Annotated in this window: 13 protein-coding genes and 2 other annotated features; of the genes, 2 read left to right on the top strand and 11 right to left on the bottom strand. The window is 41.7% G+C overall.

Annotated features, from left to right (window positions below; genetic code table 11):
* Positions 1-206: 206 nt before the first annotated feature.
* Positions 207-1,475, bottom strand: a complete 1,269-nt coding sequence (gene odhB / locus N1I87_RS08120) for a 2-oxoglutarate dehydrogenase complex dihydrolipoyllysine-residue succinyltransferase (protein WP_341101305.1) — start codon at positions 1,473-1,475, stop codon at positions 207-209.
* Between the two features lie 196 nt (positions 1,476-1,671).
* Positions 1,672-4,515 carry a 2-oxoglutarate dehydrogenase E1 component gene (gene sucA / locus N1I87_RS08115; RefSeq protein WP_048624459.1) on the bottom strand — a complete coding sequence of 948 codons (2,844 nt, stop codon included), beginning with the start codon at positions 4,513-4,515 and terminating at the stop codon, positions 1,672-1,674.
* Positions 4,516-5,013: 498 nt separating this feature from the next.
* Between sucA and N1I87_RS08110 the strand changes: the two genes are divergently transcribed.
* A complete protein-coding gene (locus N1I87_RS08110) occupies positions 5,014-5,508 on the top strand; it encodes a spore gernimation protein GerT (protein WP_341101304.1) in 495 nt (164 codons plus the stop codon).
* 251 nt (positions 5,509-5,759) lie between these two features.
* The gene (locus tag N1I87_RS08105; protein WP_341101302.1) at positions 5,760-6,557 is read left to right on the top strand and encodes an ABC transporter ATP-binding protein; all 798 of its coding nucleotides are present in this window, start codon (positions 5,760-5,762) and stop codon (positions 6,555-6,557) included.
* A gap of 95 nt (positions 6,558-6,652) precedes the next feature.
* Here the strand turns inward: N1I87_RS08105 and N1I87_RS08100 are convergent, their stop codons facing one another.
* The 9 genes from N1I87_RS08100 to N1I87_RS08060 all read right to left on the bottom strand — a co-directional run bounded on the left by N1I87_RS08100 (position 6,653) and on the right by N1I87_RS08060 (position 18,061).
* The gene (locus N1I87_RS08100; protein WP_004439822.1) at positions 6,653-7,471 is read right to left on the bottom strand and encodes a YihY/virulence factor BrkB family protein; all 819 of its coding nucleotides are present in this window, start codon (positions 7,469-7,471) and stop codon (positions 6,653-6,655) included.
* Positions 7,472-7,656: 185 nt separating this feature from the next.
* Positions 7,657-8,442 (bottom strand): tryptophan synthase subunit alpha, encoded by a 786-nt coding sequence (gene trpA / locus N1I87_RS08095; protein WP_341101300.1) that lies wholly within the window; start codon positions 8,440-8,442, stop codon positions 7,657-7,659.
* Complete coding sequence (gene trpB, locus N1I87_RS08090; RefSeq protein WP_004439828.1) at positions 8,439-9,641, bottom strand: tryptophan synthase subunit beta; 1,203 nt, start codon at positions 9,639-9,641, stop codon at positions 8,439-8,441. The genes trpA and trpB overlap by 4 nt, the downstream gene beginning before the upstream one ends.
* The gene (locus N1I87_RS08085; RefSeq protein ID WP_341101299.1) at positions 9,638-10,252 is read right to left on the bottom strand and encodes a phosphoribosylanthranilate isomerase; all 615 of its coding nucleotides are present in this window, start codon (positions 10,250-10,252) and stop codon (positions 9,638-9,640) included. Before N1I87_RS08085 ends, trpB begins: the two co-directional genes overlap by 4 nt.
* Positions 10,253-10,257: 5 nt before the next feature.
* Positions 10,258-11,040, bottom strand: coding sequence for an indole-3-glycerol phosphate synthase TrpC (trpC, locus tag N1I87_RS08080; protein WP_341101297.1), 783 nt, complete (start codon positions 11,038-11,040; stop codon positions 10,258-10,260).
* A complete protein-coding gene (locus tag N1I87_RS08075) occupies positions 11,041-12,648 on the bottom strand; it encodes a bifunctional anthranilate synthase component II/anthranilate phosphoribosyltransferase (protein ID WP_341101295.1) in 1,608 nt (535 codons plus the stop codon). It lies immediately after the preceding gene.
* Positions 12,649-14,043 (bottom strand): anthranilate synthase component I, encoded by a 1,395-nt coding sequence (gene trpE, locus N1I87_RS08070; protein WP_445285685.1) that lies wholly within the window; start codon positions 14,041-14,043, stop codon positions 12,649-12,651. It lies immediately after the preceding gene.
* Positions 14,044-14,111: 68 nt separating this feature from the next.
* Positions 14,112-14,349: a binding site (T-box leader), on the bottom strand.
* Between the two features lie 44 nt (positions 14,350-14,393).
* Positions 14,394-14,636: a binding site (T-box leader), on the bottom strand.
* Between the two features lie 534 nt (positions 14,637-15,170).
* Entirely contained in the window at positions 15,171-16,523 is a 1,353-nt protein-coding gene (locus N1I87_RS08065) for an Nramp family divalent metal transporter (protein WP_341101294.1), read from the bottom strand.
* Between the two features lie 287 nt (positions 16,524-16,810).
* Positions 16,811-18,061, bottom strand: coding sequence for an MFS transporter (locus tag N1I87_RS08060; protein WP_341101293.1), 1,251 nt, complete (start codon positions 18,059-18,061; stop codon positions 16,811-16,813).
* Positions 18,062-18,156 lie beyond the last annotated feature (95 nt).

The raw sequence follows: 18,156 nt of genomic DNA, 5'->3' as shown, positions 1-18,156 counted from the left end.
AGCCTTCGAACCAGAAAACAAAACGTTACGGAGTGACCCCAAATTGTCACAATGGCAATAGTATAAATCAAAAAATATGAATGAATTCAAAAAGATGCCGCTCAAATGGCGGCATCTTTTGTCTGGTCGCACAAACATCGAGTAAACGAATTTCCTTTCATAAACTGCGCATAAAAATTCAGCCTTAATCGATTTTTTAAAAGAGATCAGCCTTCTAAAAGCAGGGATTCTGGATTTTCCAAAAGTTCTTTTACAGTTTTCAAGAATCCGACAGCGTCTCTTCCATCAATAATTCGATGGTCGTATGAAAGGGCGATATACATCATCGGACGGTTTTCAATCCGATCTTTATCAATGGCAACTGGTCGAAGTTGAATCGTGTGCATTCCTAAAATCCCCACTTGATTACCATTAATGATAGGAGTGGACATGAGTGAACCAAATACTCCGCCGTTTGTAATCGTAAAGGTTCCGCCTTGCAGATCGTTAAGCGATAATTTTTTATTGCGTGCTTTTTCTGCTAAGTCTGCAATGTCTCTTTCGATTTCTGCGAAGTTTTTACGATCGCAGTCGCGGACAACCGGAACGATCAAGCCGTCATCTGTTGAAACGGCTACGCCGATATCATAATATTTTTTGAGTAAAATTTCGTCGCCTTGAATTTCTGCATTGACATAAGGATATTTTTTCAATGCCGCCACTACGGCTTTTGTAAAGAAAGACATAAACCCTAGACGTACATCATATTCTTGAATGAATTTTTCTTTATACCGTTTGCGGAGGTCCATTACGGCCGTCATGTCGACTTCATTGAAGGTTGTCAGCATGGCAGCGGTATTGGTCACTTCAACAAGGCGTTTCGCAATGGTTTGTCGACGGCGGCTCATACGCTCTCGAACGACCGGTTTTTCATCCTGAACTGCTGCTGTGTCTTGTTGAGGCGCTGCTTGCGAAACCGCAGGCGCAGGTTTCGCTTCGGCTTTTGGTTGGTTGGCAAAATATTCTACATCTTGTTTGCGAACGCGGCCTAACGGATCAATTGTAGGGACTTGAGACAAGTCGATTCCTTTTTCGCGGGCCAATTTCCTAGCGGCTGGTGAAGCAATCGGCCGTTCTTTTGGACCATCGTCTTTGATCGCTGCAGATTCTTGTTTTACTTCTTGTTTTGGTGCCTCTGCTTTTGGAGCTTCTTTTGGTTCTTCTGCTTTTGGTTCTTGTGGGGCTGGAGCAGGAGCAGCAGCACCTTCTTCCACCACAGCTATCACTTGACCAACTTCTACCGTATCTCCTTCATTCGCTTTTAATTCTGTAATAACTCCTGATTCTTCGCTGATCACTTCTACATTTACTTTATCTGTTTCTAATTCAACTATATATTCTCCCTTTTCAACCGTATCTCCAGGCTTTTTAAGCCATTGTGCGATAGTACCTTCAGTAATCGATTCTGCCAATTCGGGAACTTTAATTTCAGCCACTGTGATGTCCTCCTCCTAATTTCCTTCCAAAGCTTTTTTATTCAAAAGAACCACCATCATCCTAAAAAAGGAGAATGGAAACGATATGCCTCCTGGATCTATGACAAAACCATCCAGTCAAAGTTTTATTCCTAGGAGGCATCCGCAATCTTTCCCCGTAAATAGGCCATAGGGGAAAGACCGGCATGAAAGTGTTTTATGGTCTTGTTAACGCTTGTTTAATAATATGATCTTGTTCTTTTCGATGGACGACAGGATCTCCAACAGACGGGCTTGAACGTCTTCTACGTCCAATATAGCGAACTTCCACTCCTTCTGGAGCTATGTCTCTTAAACGAGGATCCACATAAGACCATCCACCCATGTTTTGCGGTTCTTCTTGAACCCATACAAGTTCTTTGACATTTTGATAACGTGATAACACTTCTTTAATTTCTTCTCTAGGGAATGGGTATAATTCTTCCACTCTCAAAATATGAAGCCAATCAAGATTTTCTTCTTTATCCAATTGCTCAGCCAAATCAATCGCAATTTTTCCGCTGCATAGAACAATACGTTCTACTTTATTTGGTTTTTCACCTAAGCCGCTTTGCTCCAATATTGGACTAAAATGGCCATGGGCAAGCTCTTCTACGGTAGATGCAGCCAAAGGATGGCGAAGTAAGCTTTTTGGCGTCATGATCACTAACGGTCTTACTTCTTCTTTTCTCAAAACGGCTGCCTGACGTCGTAAAATATGGAAATATTGAGCTGTACTCGTCAAGTTTGCAACCGTCCAGTTGTTTTCGGCAGCCAGCTGCAAGAAACGTTCAACACGTCCGCTGGAATGCTCAGGGCCTTGGCCCTCATATCCGTGCGGCAAAAGCATCACAAGTCCCGATTTTTGCCCCCATTTCGCTCTTCCGGAAGAAATAAATTGATCAAACATCACTTGGGCCATATTGGCAAAATCTCCAAATTGAGCTTCCCATAAAACGAGCGTTTCAGGCGCAAACACGTTATATCCGTATTCAAATCCTACAACAGCTGCTTCTGTCAAAGGACTGTTGTGAACGACAAATGAAGCTTTCGCACCTTTAATATGGTGCAACGGGATATATTTTTCACCTGTTTCCATATCATGAAGAACGAGATGCCGCTGAGCAAACGTACCGCGCTCAGAATCTTGGCCTGTAAGACGGATAGGTGTTCCATCTCGTAGAATGGTTGCGAACGCCAATGTTTCTGCATGGGCCCAGTCGATTTTCCCTTTGCCTTCAAAAACTCCCTCACGGCGTTTTAAAATTTTCTCTAATTTGTTGAATACGTGAAAATCTTTCGGCCATTCTAATAATTGTTGGTTAATTTCTCTCAATATATTTTCGTCAATTTCTTCTTGTGGATTAGGCAGAAGGTTTTCCACCTGTATAGGCGGATTCATCACAATATCCGGGTTTTCATCCTTCTTCGGCACTTTTTCATACGCTGCTTTCAGTTTATCCACAACTTCTTTTTCAAATTTTGAAGCCAGATCTTTTTGAATCAACCCTTCATTAACTAACTGATCGGCATATATGGCTCGGACTGTTGGATGGTTTTGTATGATTTTATATAAGGTTGGGTTTGTCGCCATCGGTTCATCCATTTCATTATGTCCAAAACGCCGGTATCCAACTAAATCGATTACAAAATCTTTATGGAACGTATTTCGATATTCAAAAGCTAAAATGGCCGCCGCTAGACAAGCTTCAGGATCGTCTGCGTTCACGTGTACAATTGGCATTTCAAAGCCTTTCGCAATATCAGAAGCATATCGTGTGGATCGAGAATCGTAGCTTTCTGTTGTAAATCCGATCATATTGTTGGCGATTACATGAATCGAACCACCTGTTTGATAACCAGGCAATCGGCTTAAGTTCAATGTTTCAGCCACGATGCCTTCTCCCGGAAAAGCGGCGTCTCCATGAATCATAATCGTCAAAGATTTTTTTACATCCTGTTTTGGGTAGCCAGGTTGAGTTCGATCTTCTTGCGCAGCTCTTGTATAGCCTGCTACAACCGGATCTACCACTTCTAAGTGGCTTGGATTGTTGGCTAACGTGATCCGTGTTTGTCCTTGGTTGCTTTCTTTTACACGGCGATCGGCGCCAAGATGGTATTTTACGTCACCAGTCCAACCGTATGTAATTCCGATGGATCCTTCAGAAGGAATTAATTTTTTGCTAGGAGAATGCTGAAATTCAGCAAAAATCATTTCGTAAGGTTTACCGAGAATGTGAGCCAGCACATTCAGACGTCCGCGGTGGGCCATGCCAATATTGATGCTTTCTGCCCCTTTTGATACTGCTTTTCGAATTAACTCGTCAATCAGTGGAACCATCACATCCAAGCCTTCAATAGAAAACCGTTTTTGACCAACAAACGTACGGTGCAAAAACTTTTCAAAGCCTTCCACTTCCGTTAAGCGCTTTAATAATTGTATCTTTTCTTCTTTATTTAAAGATGGATAAAAGCTTCCTGATTCCACTTTTTGACGAAGCCAATTTCTTTCTTCCATTTCATGAACTTGGGCAAATTCAAAAGCAAGTTTATCCGTATAAACTTTCTTTAAATGATTGATGGCATCGAGTCCGTTTTGGACATGAGAAGGTGCGTTTGGACAAATAAATTCAACTGGAATATTTTTTAAATCCTCTTCCGTCAGTTGAAATTCTTCTAATTCAATTCGACGTGAATCTTTATTTCGATCATTTAAAGGATTGATATCCGCCGCGAGGTGACCGTAAAAGCGGATATTATCGGCCAGCTTCACAGCAGCAACAATTTTGTGATAATCCACTTGTCCTTGCGGAGCCGGACGAAACGTTCCCGTTCTAGGTGCAGATTGTTCCCATCCCTCTTCGACAACCGGAGCTCCCCACTGGTTGAATAATTCTTTAAGATCCGAGTCAATACTTTCTGGATCTTCTAAATATTTTTCATACATCTCCATGATATAACCGAGGTTAGGCCCAGAAAAGCGGTTCCACGGTCCCCTTTGGTTTGATGTTTGTGTGTTCATCATGCAAAACCTCCAACCGTAACGTCCTGTTATTGATTTTCTCGTCATCCCACATTCATAAATTATTCCAAAAATAATTAAAAACGCTTACAAGTCCATTTTACCACGCTAAAGTAAAAATTGAAAGAATATCCTTTCTTTTTCGTCTAATTGTCTTCATTGATTTGACCAATGATCTTCTCATTTTCATATTGATCAATTTGTGAAATTCGTAACAACATCCTGATTATTCTGAAATAATTTTTTCACCTTCTATTCCCTTTTTTCTGAAATAAGTTTAATTTTTTTCATGTACCATCTTACTACTCTTTCTTTAAAAATCAATCCTTTTTGACAAAATTATTAATTTTTATAGAACAAATAAAATTGGCTATCTTTTTTTCTGCTTTATTCCGTTTTTTCCTTTTTTACCCGCTCCTCAATCAACACCATCTGAACGTTTCCTAGGCTCAAGACATAAGATATGAAGAACGAATATGGAATTCGAGGGGGATTGGCATGTTTCCATGGAACTGGTTTTTTTCGAATGAAAACCTCTCTAATGACTGGATGAAACAACTCAACCCAGCCGACGTAGAACAGTTTATACAAGAAATGATGAAGAAAACCATCCCTCCTAATTGGCAGCAAACCCATCCATTCTCTTCACAATTCGAAAAGCAAGATCCTCCTTCTCCAGAAAAAGAAACATCTCCTCCCTCTCCTCCAATCCCTATCGAGGTTTTTGAAACGTTTGACTATGTATTCCTTCGACTGCGCCTCAAGGAAGAGTGGCTGCAACATTTAAAAATTCATCATACTTCCCAAAAAGCGATCATTTATAATGTCCCGGAAATGGGGGAACGACAAGAAATTGTTTTACCAGCGCTTGTCAAACGCAAAGGAGCTAAAGCTGAATTTCAAGACGGTATTTTAGAAATCTGCTTCTTGCGGATGGAAGATTGGCAAATTTCCGAAATTCATTTGCCAAATAACAAGGAAGAATCTCCGTAGTATTCTTCAATATCTCTTCATCTTTCGGTCACTGAAAAGTTTTTCTGAACCTTTTGTTATTGTTCTCCCATATATTTACTTTAGAAAGTAAATGACAAATCATGTGAAACAGTTAGTTGGCCCTGTTTCTTAAAGTATTTGAATATGCTTTACCGTTGGAGGAACCCCTTTTATTTAACGGAATTTTCTTTTAATTACAAATCTTTTTTGCTACAATTTTTTTGAATGAAGGTTGGAAAAGGGGAAAAACGATGAAAAAACTCGTCTCGCTTAAAAATGTAAGTTGGCAAAGAGGAAACCGAACCATTTTGGACTCGATCAACTGGGAGATCTCATCCGGAGAACAATGGGCGGTGCTCGGGTTAAACGGCTCAGGAAAAACGTCTTTATTGAATATTGTTTGCGGCTACCAGTATCCTACGAAAGGAGAAGTTGTCGTTTTGGGGGGACGTTTTGGCGAAACGAATATCCCCGAACTGCGAAAAAAAATCGGAATCGTCAGCCATTCGCTTAGTCGCTTTGATGATATTTTGAAAAATGAATCAGTAGAAGAAATCGTTTTGAGCGGAAAATTTGCTTCCATCGGATTGTACGAACAAGTCAGCCATGAAGACTTGGATCAAGCTGATGCTTTCATGGAACAATTCCGAATCGGCTATTTAAAAGGGAGCGCTTACCAATCTCTTTCCCAAGGAGAAAAAATGCGTGTCCTTATCGCCAGAGCGTTTATGGCTAATCCTGAAATCCTCATTTTAGACGAACCATGCAGCGGATTGGATATCCGTGCTCGCGAAGAATTGCTGAACGCCGTTCAAGAAACTATCATAGAAAAGAAGCTCCACCTTATTTACGTAACCCACCATATCGAGGAAATCATCCCAACGATCAGCCACGTCCTTGTTCTGGAAAACGGTCGTGTCATCGCTGCGGGAGCAAAAGAGGATGTACTGACCGACGACGTGTTGTCAGAAGCTTTTTCCATTCCCGTTCGCGTCCATTGGGAAGACGAGCGTCCTTGGCTCACGGTCAAACGAAAACAGTATCAATAAACATTCGTTAGGGTCTCATAAGAAAAACAAAAATGCAGCTTGAATCCCGGCAACAGCTACAATCACTTTTTTCAGAGCGCTCGGACCTTTTATCTTTACTTTTCTGAAACAGGATGCTCCAAAATGGTTGCATTCAATAATCCGCCGATCAAAATAACAGCCGCCGTTAAATAAAACCAAATAAGAAGAACGATAATACTTCCTAATTGACCGTAAATTTTGGTATATCCCCCTAAACTGACGTAGAAAGCGAAACCAATAGAGGCTCCTTGCCAACCAATAGTTGCAAAAATCGCACCTGGCAAAGCCTCTTTCCATAAAACGCGCTTGCTCGGAACAGCATGATAAAAAAAGAGAAAAAAACCGAAAAGAAATACCGTTCCTATTCCCCATCTTAAAATATACCACCATGGATACCAATTAAATGGAAAAGAAATCGTTTGATCGAACATCCTTAGAACGATATTTTCCAAAATGGGCAAGAACAAGGAAGAAGTCAACATCACCATTAGGCCGAATGTTAAAACAAGATCGTTGACAAGGCCTCCTAAAAATGATTTACGCCTCCGTATATGGTAGGCATCATTTAATGAACGGACTAACGACTGAACGGCCACGGAGGCAATCCAAAAAGAGGCGATCAAACTATATGAAAAAACATGGGATGGTTGTTGGTTCATGATTTGATCGACCGTTTGGCGAATAAATGCATAAGTATTTTTCGGAGCATAGGGCTCAATGATCTCCAAAAAGTCGTTTTGGTTGATAGGGAAAAAGCGAATGAGCGAAAACATAAACATTAAAAACGGAATAAACGACAACATGAAATAATAAGCGGTTTGGGCGGATTGGTCATAATACCGTTCGTTAAAAAATCGTTTTGCTACTAGCAACGGAATTTTTCGTTCATCCATGATTCCACCGGCTCCTTTTTCGTCTTTCTCCCTATTTTAGAAAAATAAACCTCCATTTTCCACTTTTCCACAAAAAAGAGACCTGGAAACCCAGATCTCTTAAAACCGTTTCTTCGTCTTTTTTCCGTCTGACGGACATTTTTCGACATCGCTGCTTGAATGTATTTAAGACGATGCATCTCCGTTTAAAGAATCGATTCCGTTTTCTTGCCAATCAGTTCGATTATTTCTTCTTCTTTTCCTTGATGAAACAGATCGACAATTTTGCTTCCAACAATGACCCCGTCGCAATAGGAACCGACTTCTTTTACTTGAAGGTGATTGGAAATGCCAAAACCGGCTAGCACCGGAACAGGGCTTATCTTTTTCAAGTGTTCTAAATACCCGGACAATTCCTCCGGCAATTTATTTCTTTGTCCTGTGATTCCCGTCACCGTCACCGCATATAGAAATCCATTGGAAGCTTGGGCAATCTTCTTTTTCCGCTCTTCTGGACTCGTCAACGTAACGAGTTGAATCAAATCGATATTCTTTTCTTTTAGTTCTTGAGAAAGGATTCCCTGTTCTTCAAAAGGAACGTCAGGAAGGATCACTCCGTTGATTCCCGCTTTGGCGCAATCGTTGACAAAGCGTTCGATTCCATATGCATACACAGGGTTTATATACGTCATCACAATCAAAGGAATAGTGACACTAGAACGAAAAGCGGCAATTTCAGCAAGCACTTTTGCAAGCGACACTCCCTCTTTCAGCGCCCGTTTTCCCGCTTCTTGGATGACCGGGCCGTCTGCAACGGGATCAGAAAAAGGAATGCCGATTTCTACCATGCTGGCACCGGCTTTTTCCAAAAAGAGCACCTTGTCTTTTAAACTGGACAAACCCCCATCCCCCGCCATGATATACGCAACAAACGCTTTTTCGTTGTTTTGTTTAAATTGATGAAATGCTTCTGCAATCGATAGAGCCGTCATTTTTCTTCCCCTTTCAACACAGCTTGAACCGTTTCAACGTCTTTATCTCCTCGTCCGGACAAACAAACCACCAACACTTCTTCCGGCTTCATCGTCGGCGCTAATTTCAATGCATGCGCCACCGCATGGGAACTTTCCAACGCCGGAATAATCCCCTCCGTTTTCGTCAACGTTTGAAATCCTTCCAGCGCTTCTTGATCGGTCACCGATGTATAATGGACTCTTTTGATTTCTTTTAACAAGCTATGTTCGGGACCTACTCCGGGATAATCCAATCCCGCTGAAATGGAGTGGGCTTCCTGAATTTGCCCATTTTCATCCTGCAATAAATACATTTTCGACCCGTGTAAAATTCCGACTGATCCTTTCGTGAGTGTAGCAGCATGTTTGCCGGTATCTAGTCCGCTTCCGGCTGCCTCGACACCGAACAAGCGGACGGACTCATCTTCCAAAAATGGGTAAAACATCCCCATCGCATTACTGCCGCCGCCGACACAGGCAACAATGGCATCCGGAAGCTTTCCTTCTTTTTCGATGATTTGTTGTTTTGTTTCCTTTCCGATTACACTTTGAAAATCGCGTACTATTTTTGGAAACGGATGAGGACCAAGAACCGACCCCATAATATAATGAGTATCTTCCACATTCGCGACCCAGTAGCGGAGCGCTTCATTGACCGCATCTTTCAATGTGCCGCTTCCTTGTCGCACGCTGACAACTTTTGCCCCAAGAAGCTCCATTCGGAACACATTCAGCTTCTGGCGGCGAACATCCTCTTCCCCCATAAAGATGATGCAATCCATATTTAGCAGGGCACTAACGGTCGCCGTCGCTACACCGTGCTGGCCTGCTCCTGTTTCTGCTACCACCTTTCTTTTTCCCATTCGCAACGCAAGAAGCGCCTGCCCGATCGTATTGTTGATTTTATGGGCTCCCGTATGGTTCAAATCTTCGCGCTTCAAATAGATTTTCGCGCCTCCGAGTTTTTCCGTTAGATTTTTAGCATAGTAGAGCGGCGTTTGTCGCCCTACGTATTCTTTTAAGTAATAGCGCAGCTTTTGCAAAAAGTTTTCGTCGTTTTTCGCTTCTTCATAAGCGATTTCCAATTCCTGGACAGCTCTCATTAACGTTTCCGGAACAAAGCGGCCTCCAAACGGCCCAAAATATCCTTTTTCATCTGGTTGAACATACATACTCATCTTTTTTGCACTCCTTTTGCTTCATCTATAAACAATTTGATTTTCCGGCGGTCTTTGCGCCCCTCCGTCTCTACGCCGCTTGACACATCGACACCAAATGGCTGTATGGCTTGAATGGCTTGCTGAACATTTTCCGGATTTAACCCGCCGGCAATGATCAAATTTTCTTTTTTCAATCGTTTTTCTTCTATTAAACTCCAATCAAATGTTTTTCCGTTTCCTCCGTAATAAGCTCCCTTTGGGCTGTCTACCAACAAATAACTAGCCGGAAAGTCTGCCATCTCACGTTCGTTTGTCTCTTTGCTCAACCCAAAGGCTTTAATGACAGGAACACCTAAAGATCTCGCGTATTCCGGAGTCTCCTCCCCATGCAGCTGAACAAAATCCAAATCTGCTTCTTTTGCGATGTTTCGAACAATATCAGGATCTTCATTGACGAAGACACCGATTTTCCAAACACTTTTCGGCAAGCTTTTGGATATTTCTTTCGCTTTCTTTAAGGAAACTCGCCTTTTGCTGTTCGCAAACACCATGCCAATGGCATCCGCCCCGCATTCAGCGGCAAATAACGCTGTTTCTACATCCGTTATTCCGCAAATTTTCACAAACATCGGTTTCACCTCAAATGGACTTTTAGTTTATTCATCGTTAGTTGAATGTCATCTGCCAGCATCAACGTTTCCCCGACCAAAATCGCTTTAGCTCCTGCTTTTTGCACACGCTCTACGTCTTTCGCCGTCTTGATTCCACTCTCGCTTATAAAAATGCGGTCATGATTCTTTCCAAATCGAGACAACAGTCGTTCCGTGACCCCTAAGTCTACTTCAAACGTTTTTAGATTGCGATTATTGACGCCAATGACAGAAGGATTCAAAACAAGCGCCCGCTCCATTTCTTCCTCGTTATGCACTTCTAGTAGAACTTCTAAATCTTGCTTGTAGGCGTACTCGTACAAAGACTTCAGTTTCTCATCATCCAAAGCGGCCGCAATCAACAAGATCACATTGGCTCCAGCCTGTTTGGCGGCATCTATTTGGATGGGGTCGATGATGAAATCTTTACACAAAATCGGCAAACCCACTACATCGCGAACTGCTTTTAAGTCTGCTAATGTTCCTTTAAAAAAAGGTTCGTCGGTTAAAACGGAAATGGCATTCGCCCCACTCGCCTCATAATGTTTTGCCTGTTTAGCAGGATTTACATCCAGATTGATATTTCCTTTTGAAGGGGAAGCTCTTTTCACTTCCGCAATAATATTCATTTTGTCTGCATGGATAAAGGAATCATAGAAAGAGATTTTTTGAAATTTGCTTTCATTTCCAGCGTCGAATTGTTCCTTTAGTTTTCTCACTTCATCCTTCTTTTTTTCTAATATTCTGTCTAAAATGGTTCCGCTCATTTAGATCACCACTCTTTTTCTTTTTTCGCTGTAGTCGATCAAATATTGCAATGCCGATAATGCCCTTCCGGAATCGATGCTTTCTTTCGCCAGTCGAATCCCTTCTTGAATGGTATTCGCTTTTCCGTTCGCAAAAAAGCCTAAACCGGCATTTAACAGTACCGTATCACGATAAGCTCCTTTTTCTCCTTTGAGTACACCGATTAAAATTTCAGCATTTTCTTTGGCCTCACCGCCCACAATAGCTTCATTCGAATAATAAGGCAGGTCTACCTTTTCCGGAGTCACCGTCATTTTTTCTACATGGCCATTTTCCAAAAGAACTAAATGATTTTCTCCAGAAAGAGAAGCTTCATCCATAAAGCCGGCGCCGTTAAGAACGACAGCTCGTTTTCTTCCGAGACGCTTCAGCACATCTGCCATCATCTCAAGCATATCCCTTCGGTAGATTCCCAAAAGCTGGCTATCTAAATCGACCGGGTTGGTCAGCGGCCCAATTAAATTAAAAATCGTAGGAATTTTTAAATCGCGGCGCACTTTCATAATTTTTTTCATGCGCGGATGAACGTGCGGCGCAAACAGGAATGCAATATGATTTTCTTCCAACAGCTCTTCGACTTCCTCTTCATGCAAATCCAGCGAGATTCCTAAATATTCTAAAACATCGGCGCTGCCCGTTTTGCTGGAGACGCTTCGGTTGCCATGTTTCGCGACCTTCACGCCGCCTCCCGCCAACACAAAAGCACTGGTCGTACTAATATTAAAGCTGTGGGCTCCGTCTCCTCCAGTTCCGCAATTATCCATGACGTTCGGAATTTTTTTCTTGATGCCTAGCGCATGTTCACGGAGAACTTCCACAAGCGCCGCTACTTCATCTGCGTTTTCTCCTTTCGCTTTTAGCCCCATTAAAAATGCCGCCACTTCGCTGTCTGTAATTTCATCTGACAGCAATTCCCGAGAAGCCGATCTCATTTCTTCTTGATTCAAAGATTGCCGCTCTGACAGCTTTTTTAAGTAATGATTCATCTTCCGCTCCTTTTTTGTTTCCAAGAAAAATCGACGAATCAATTCTTTTCCGTTTTTTGTACCGATGGATTCGGGATGAAACTGCAGCCCATAAAGAGGATATTCTTTATGTTTGATGGCCATGATTTCTCCATCATCCGTAGATTCCGCTAAAATCTCGAATTTAGAAGGGAGCGTCTTTTCATCAACAGCTAAAGAATGGTAGCGCATGACTTCCAAAGGTTCAGAAAAACCGGAAAAAATGCTTTGACCAGTATGATGGATAAGCGACGTCTTTCCGTGCTTAATCGTTTTTGCCTGAATAATCTTCGCTCCAAAAGCGGCAGCGACCGCTTGATGTCCGAGGCAAATGCCCAAAATCGGGATTTTGTGGTAATAATTGCGGATTAATTCCAGGCATATGCCGGCATTATCCGGTGTTCCGGGCCCCGGCGAAATCACAATCGCTTCCGGCTCCATTTTTTCAATCTCTTCGACAGCTATCTCATCATTACGAACAACTTGAACATTTTTCCCTAATTCCGAGATTAATTGATAAAGATTATAAGTAAAAGAATCATAATTATCGATTAATAAAATCATTTACTCTACCTCCAGCAATGCTTTTGCTTTATTAAGCGTTTCCTCATACTCTTTCTCAGGAACCGAATCATAGACGATGCCTGCACCGGCTTGAACATAAGCTTTTTCGTCTTTCACAATCATCGTGCGGATGGCAATGGCAAAATCCAAGTCTCCGCTTGCGGACAAATATCCGATCGCTCCCGAATATAATCCACGTTTTTCCGGCTCTAAATCATTGATGATTTGCATCGCTCGAATCTTGGGAGCTCCGGAAACGGTTCCGGCCGGCAAACACGCTTTCAATGCTTCTAAACTATGAACCTCATTCTTCAACGTACCGGTCACTTCTGAAACAATGTGCATCACATGTTTGTATCGTTCGACCACTTGATCCTTCGTCACGCGTACCGAACCAATTTCCGCTACTTTTCCAATATCGTTTCGACCGAGATCCACCAGCATACGGTGTTCAGCCAATTCTTTTTCATCCGAAAGCAGCTCTTTTTCCAATCTTCTATCTTCCTCATCCGTTGCGCCGCGCGGACGGGTTCCTGCGATCGGATTCGTCATCAATTTGCGTCCGGACACTTTGATTAAGCTTTCCGGAGAGATGCCCACGACAATATAGTCCGAAAAGTCCAAATAATACATATAGGGAGACGGGTTCGTCTTTCGAAGCTTTCTGTATAAATCGAAAGGATTCCCCTTATATGGAGCCTCTAGGCGCTGGGATAGCACCACTTGAAAAATATCTCCTTTTCGAATGAAGTCTTTCCCCCGTTCCACCATACGGCAATATTCACTTTTGGACACATTAGAGGTAAAGGAAACTTTCACATTGCTTTCAATGGAATCTTCTGAAACAGGACGATCCAACATCTTTTCTAATTGATGGACTTCTTTCTCCAATTCTTCGGGTTTCTTTTTACGGCTTAAACTCATTGCCAAAATATACACTTTTTGGAGAAGATGATCGAATACAATGAAGTTTTCATAAAACATTAAATGCATATCCGGCATTTGAATTGTATCTCGAGGTACGTTTCCAATGTTCTCAACATAACGGATGGAATCGTAGCCAATGTATCCGATAGCTCCTCCAATAAAAGGAAAAGGCAGGTTCTCGTCATCTTGTTTTGGAAAATAGCTTTCCAGCTTTTTAAAAGGATCTCCTTCTGATTGTTCCGTTTCTTTGGCAATCAGATCACGAACCGTTATTTTTCCATTTTCCGCAATGAATTCCATATAAGGATTCATGCCTAAAAAAGAATAACGGCCTCTCTCTTCATGTTTAAAAGAACTTTCCAATAAAAACTTTTTCTGTCCATCTAACTTTTTAAACACGGCCACTGGGGTCAGCAGATCCCCCTCAATTTCTTTCACAACAAAATTCTTTTCTCGCACTACACTCAACTAGACTCACCTTCCTCATCTTTTCTAAAAGAAAAAAGTCCTCCAATCACACAGGAATGCCTGTATGGTTGGAGGACGAACTACGCCGCGGTGCCACCTCAATTGAAGCAAAAGCTTCCCCTTTTCGAGCACAGGAACTTTTCCGATGCTCTATCCTTTTAACGGCGGAAACCCGGGCATCCCTACTAAAAAGTTCAGGACGCCTCTCGCAAGGCCATTCCGAACAGCGTATCGCACCGGCTCTCACCTTGCCCGGTTCTCTGTAACGAATCGGCTGAACGTACTCTTCTTGCTCATCGATTTATCCTCTATTCAATTTATAAAGAGAAATACAAAAAGACCCCTCATCTACAAAGGACGAGGAGCCCGCGGTGCCACCTTTGTTGATTGCTTTTACGCAATCCACTCACCGGATGGGTAGTCGTCTTACCCATCCTCCACTGTAACGGAGTGGAACCCGCCAAAGCCTACTTTGTCTGCATTTCGGTTTGGAGCTCGGAAGCCCATTCACTAATCATTTCTCACCGGTTTACACCAACCACCGGTTCTCTGAGCAGAAACGATAAGCTACTCTTCTCCCTCATCGCTGATTTCCGTTCATTTTTCTTAAGACATATGTTAATAAAACTCTTTTAAAATGTCAAACATAAATTTGAACCTAAATCCAATATGGGCAGAAAATTCTCTCTTAAACGGCTGAATTTCCACTTTTCCGCATAATCAGAACCCATTCAAATCGAATCTCACTTGAAAATGGACAAGATGAGATCCGCTTATAGGGATATTTACAATCAAAAGGTAAATTTAATAGTTTTTATTGAAAAATTTTTCAATATTTATCTGAAAAAACATTGAAATATTGTCATTCATTTGTTACAATTCAATCAACACAACATATAGTATAGAATATAACATTCATACTATATGTTGATTATGATTATAGTAAGTAGTAGGTTTCCTCAGCCTTTTCTCTTTTTGCCGCTTGCCATCAAGCGGATTTTTTTGTGCCCCAAAATTCGAGATGATTCAAATGTTTAGGAGAATGGCTAGAGTTATCTAGTAAAAAAGATTTTAATATTAAGAGAGTATATCAGTTTGCTTTTAAAAGAAAATTTAGAAGCCAGTCTTTAATGAAAGAATGTTTGAAACAATAAATAGGCATTTAAGCTGATAATCACAATCGCAACGATCCAGGCGAGAACTTTTAACCATAATGGGTTAGCAAATTCCCCCATTTTCTTTTTGTCGCTCGTGAATTGAACAAGAGGAACGACTGCAAAAGAGAGCTGCAAAGAAAGAATCACCTGGCTTAGAATAAGCAATTGAGCCGTACCGCTTTCACCGTAAATGGCCGTTACAATGACCGCCGGAATAATGGCAATCAATCGAGTGATCAGCCTTCTTAACCAGCCGGGAAGTCGGATATTAAGAAAACCTTCCATTACAATCTGACCAGCTAAAGTACCTGTCAACGTCGAGTTTTGGCCGGAAGCCAATAAGGCAACCCCAAACAGAATGCTTCCAAGCGTTGTTCCAAGCAGTGGAGAAAGCAAGTGGTAAGCATCCCCAATCTCCGCCACGTTCGTCATCCCTGCTTTATGAAATGTAGCAGCCGAAACAATCAGGATAGAAGCATTAATAAATAAAGCGAAGAAGAGAGCGATGGTTGAATCCCAAGTAGCATATTTAATTGCTTGCCGTTTCCCCGATTTTGTTTGTTCAAATTGTCTTGTTTGCACAATAGAAGAATGCAAATAAAGATTATGAGGCATGACGGTTGCGCCTAAAATACCGATCGCGATATAGAGCATGGATGGATTGCTTACGATCTCTTTGCTTGGAACAAACCCCTTTAATACGCCCCCCACATCTGGTTTTGAAAGAAAAAATTCAGTCGCAAAGCAAGCACCAATGGTTAGAATGAGAATAATCACCAATGTTTCAATATAACGAAAACCTTTATTCTGCAATAACAATACGACGAGTACGTCCAAGGCCGTAATCATGACACCATACAGCAACGGAATTCCAAACAATAAATTCAAAGCGATGGCTGAACCGATCACTTCCGCTAAATCACAAGCCGCGATCGCCAACTCGCATAAAATCCACAAGATCATGGCCACAGGCTTCCTATAATGGTCTCGACACGCTTGTGCCAAATCCCTACCCGTTACAATCCCCAGTTTGCCAGCTAATGATTGAAGCAATATAGCCATTAAATTGGAAAGCAAAATCACAGAAAGCAACGTGTATCCAAACTGGGAACCACCCGCAATATCAGTCGCCCAGTTACCTGGGTCCATATAACCCACCGCTACTAAGTATCCTGGTCCGGCAAACGCAAGAAACTTTTTTATCCAAGAACCGGTTTTTGGAATACGCAAACTTCGATAGACTTCAGGCAACGTCGGTTGTGTCCTTTTCTTTCTCCAGCCTTCATCCACTGCCAGCGACAGTTTTTTCGCTTCATTACCCATCATCATCACCTCGTTTTTGGTTTGTACTAAACATTTTGCACAAAGGAAACTTTTGAGGTAAAAAAAATTACTCCACATTTAGAACCCAATATATGCAAACACACAGAAAAAGTTTCTCGTGTTTATTGTACTACAGAAAGAATTTTAGTCAAGGGAAACTTTTATCTTGAGTATCTCAAGGCTTGCCTAACGTCAAGAGGCAATTCATATTGTCATCATCCATTTCACCCTTTTTTGTCTATATTTTTTCAATCAATCATGTTATTCACCTCCACTGAACCGTCCGATCATTCAATCTTATTCATATATCTTTCTTCTTTCTGCGTTTGAATCGACCTGGATGCTTTTTTCATCATCATCAGAGTCAAAAAAGCTGATAAAACATATAATCCGGCTGTCGACATGTAAACAAAACGAATCCCCCATTGGTCTGCCATCCAGCCCATTAACAGAACCGAAAATCCAAATGTGACAAAGAGGATGGTTCCAAATGCAGCGAACACTTTCGGTAATAATACTTCAGGTGTATGAAATTGCAAAAGAGTTCTTTGTGCAATGCTTCGCGCCTGATAGGGCGGCCCCATAATCAAAGCTACTCCTAAGGCAAACCATGGATTGGATGAGTAGGTAAAGGCTATTGTCAAAACGCCGATACTGAAAGAGCTGATCAACATAGTGAACAACATTCGATTTTCAATCTTTTTGGACAGTTTCCAAATGAGCAGTCCTCCTAGGATGGTTCCGGCAAAATTACTGGCATTGATAAAACCCCACCAATCCTCTCCTTTGTGTAATACTTCTTTCACAAACACTAAAATAATGGATCCGGCCCATATACTTTCTCCAAGTCCACTGATGATTTCCATAAAAGATAAAGTACGGAGGATTGGATTCTCCCAGATCGTGATCCATCCTTCTTTCATACGATCCCATCGTTTTTGACTTTCTGGCTGGGCAGAAACGTTCGCGGAAGGATCTTTCACAAAAAGGAGAGCCAAAGTAGAGAAAAGCATCATGATGGCAGTTATCTCCAACACTCGCATGACTCCCCATTCGGCAACCAAAATCCCGCCTAATGACCAGCCAACCAGCAATACAATTTGATCCGAGGTAGCCAGTAAACTGTTGGCCTTCACTAATAAAGGAGAAGGAACCAGGCGAGGGACAAGTGCATTTCTAACCGGAATGGCCCAGCCATGCAGCATCGAAATGGCGAATACTAAAAACAGAACCGCTGGAATCAACCATTGGGACGGCAAGAAAAAATAGAGAATACACATCGATCCGAAACAAATGGTTTGACCCATTTCAGCCATCCATAAAAGAGTGCCAAGCCGCAAGCGATCCATAAGCAAAGGTGCTGCCAAGCCGCTTATCGCCTGCGCACATACCCGCAATATGGGAAAAAGCCCTGCGAAAGCAGCTGAACCTGTTCGATTATAAATGAAAGTCACAATAGCTAATATATAGAATGAATCCCCTAAGTTAGCGATAGATTGGCTAATCCAAAGCAGCCGAAACGATTGATTTTGATTCACTTTGTTCCCTCTTTCAAACAAATTTTGTTTCACCATAATAAAAAGTATGGACTACATCATTTTACAATAATTTAGATTATAAAGAATAAAAAGAA

The organism is Bacillus sp. FSL W8-0102 (genome assembly GCF_038007225.1).
In the GTDB taxonomy this organism is placed as follows: domain Bacteria; phylum Bacillota; class Bacilli; order Bacillales; family DSM-4216; genus Bacillus_O; species Bacillus_O smithii.
The sequence above is the reverse complement of the archived record's forward strand: the minus strand, read 5'-3'. Positions and strand labels throughout refer to the sequence as shown.

Bases quoted from the DNA above. Each gene is read 5' to 3' on its own strand.
- sucA (WP_048624459.1), bottom strand. From the start codon at position 4,515: ATGAACACACAAACATCAAACCAAAGGGGACCGTGGAACCGCTTTTCT.
- N1I87_RS08110 (WP_341101304.1), top strand. From the start codon at position 5,014: ATGTTTCCATGGAACTGGTTTTTTTCGAATGAAAACCTCTCTAATGAC.
- N1I87_RS08105 (WP_341101302.1), top strand. From the start codon at position 5,760: ATGAAAAAACTCGTCTCGCTTAAAAATGTAAGTTGGCAAAGAGGAAAC.
- N1I87_RS08100 (WP_004439822.1), bottom strand. From the start codon at position 7,471: ATGGATGAACGAAAAATTCCGTTGCTAGTAGCAAAACGATTTTTTAAC.
- trpA (WP_341101300.1), bottom strand. From the start codon at position 8,442: ATGACGGCTCTATCGATTGCAGAAGCATTTCATCAATTTAAACAAAAC.
- trpB (WP_004439828.1), bottom strand. From the start codon at position 9,641: ATGAGTATGTATGTTCAACCAGATGAAAAAGGATATTTTGGGCCGTTT.
- N1I87_RS08085 (WP_341101299.1), bottom strand. From the start codon at position 10,252: ATGTTTGTGAAAATTTGCGGAATAACGGATGTAGAAACAGCGTTATTT.
- trpC (WP_341101297.1), bottom strand. From the start codon at position 11,040: ATGAGCGGAACCATTTTAGACAGAATATTAGAAAAAAAGAAGGATGAA.
- N1I87_RS08075 (WP_341101295.1), bottom strand. From the start codon at position 12,648: ATGATTTTATTAATCGATAATTATGATTCTTTTACTTATAATCTTTAT.
- N1I87_RS08065 (WP_341101294.1), bottom strand. From the start codon at position 16,523: ATGGGTAATGAAGCGAAAAAACTGTCGCTGGCAGTGGATGAAGGCTGG.